General features: G+C 77.5%; 1 protein-coding gene and 1 pseudogene. One reads left to right on the top strand and one right to left on the bottom strand.

Features of this window, described 5'->3' with window-relative positions; genetic code table 11:
- On the bottom strand, positions 1-202 hold a 202-nt coding region (locus HCN52_RS25015; RefSeq protein ID WP_209314958.1), incomplete at its 3' end, for a hypothetical protein.
- Between the two features lie 271 nt (positions 203-473).
- On the opposite strand from HCN52_RS25015, the pseudogene HCN52_RS24505 reads away from it, so the two are divergent.
- Positions 474-1,151: pseudogene (locus HCN52_RS24505) on the top strand (ROK family protein); the annotation flags it as partial.
- Positions 1,152-1,209: the final 58 nt, after the last annotated feature.

The raw sequence follows: 1,209 nt of genomic DNA, 5'->3' as shown, positions 1-1,209 counted from the left end.
ACGCCCCGGGCCGCACCGCACCAGTGCTCACCGGCGGCGATGGCCGCGCCGTCACCCACCAGCGTGACCGGCAGCCCCGCGCCGAGCGTGCGGCGGCGAGCCGGTCCGCCTCCGCGCCGGACACCGCGGGCGGTGCTCCGATGCCCCGGTCCTGCGGCGTGGTCTCCAGCGCGAAGCCGGCGAGTATCGCGTAGTGCTCCATGACGTCTCCCTGGACCTCGGTCTCCCGGTATCCCGGGCCGGAACGCCCCGCGGCGTCCGTGCCACCACCCTCCCCGCCTGCCGTTTCGTCGGGTTTACCCGGTGATCAAAGCCGCGTGGCGATCAGGTGTCGGACGGTCGCACGCCTTCGGCCGGAGGCCGTCGCGGGCCCCAGCCGCGGCGCGCCACCCGGTGACCGCGCCACCACGCCCCGGGGCCGGGGCGGCGCAGGGCTGGACAAGGGGCGCCCCGGCGGGTGAGGCTTCCAGGCCATGACCACTGATCTTGTCGCCGCGCTCGACATCGGCGGAACGAAGATCGCGGGGGCGCTGGTGGACGACTCCGGCGCGGTGCGCGAACGCTTCCAGGTGCCCACGCCGACCCGGGAGCCGGGCGAGGCCGTCCTCGCCGCGGTCGAGGAGGTGTTCGCCGCGCTGGTCGCGACCCCCGGCTGGGCGGCCGTCCGCGGCGTCGGCATCGGCAGCGCCGGTCCCGTCGACGCGGCGGCCGGCGCGGTCAGCCCGGTCAACATCCCCGGCTGGCGCGGCTTCCCGCTGGTGGCGGCGGTCCGCCGCACGCTCGGCGCGGGGCTGCCGGTCACGCTGGTGGGTGACGGCGCGGCCATCGCCGCCGGTGAGCACTGGTGCGGTGCGGCCCGGGGCGTCGACAACGCGCTCTGCATGGTCGTCTCCACCGGGGTCGGCGGCGGGCTGGTGCTCGACGGCCGGCTGCGGACCGGCCCGAGCGGGAACGCCGGCCACATCGGCCACCTCTGCGTGGAGCTGGACGGGGAGAAGTGCCCCTGCGGCGGGCGGGGGTGCGTGGAGGGCATCGCCAGCGGTACCGCGATCGCCCGCTGGGCGGGGGAGCACGGGCTCCGCGCGCCGGACGGCGGGCCGCCCACCGCGGCGCACGTCGCCGCCGCGGCCCGGGAGGGCGATGCCGTGGCGACGGTTGTACTGAAGTGAGAACCCCCGGCGGCGCTGGCGACCTCGGCGCAGACGTGAT

It is taken from the genome of Streptomyces bohaiensis (genome assembly GCF_012033785.1).
Classification (GTDB): domain Bacteria; phylum Actinomycetota; class Actinomycetes; order Streptomycetales; family Streptomycetaceae; genus Streptomyces; species Streptomyces bohaiensis.
The sequence above is the reverse complement of the archived record's forward strand: the minus strand, read 5'-3'. Positions and strand labels throughout refer to the sequence as shown.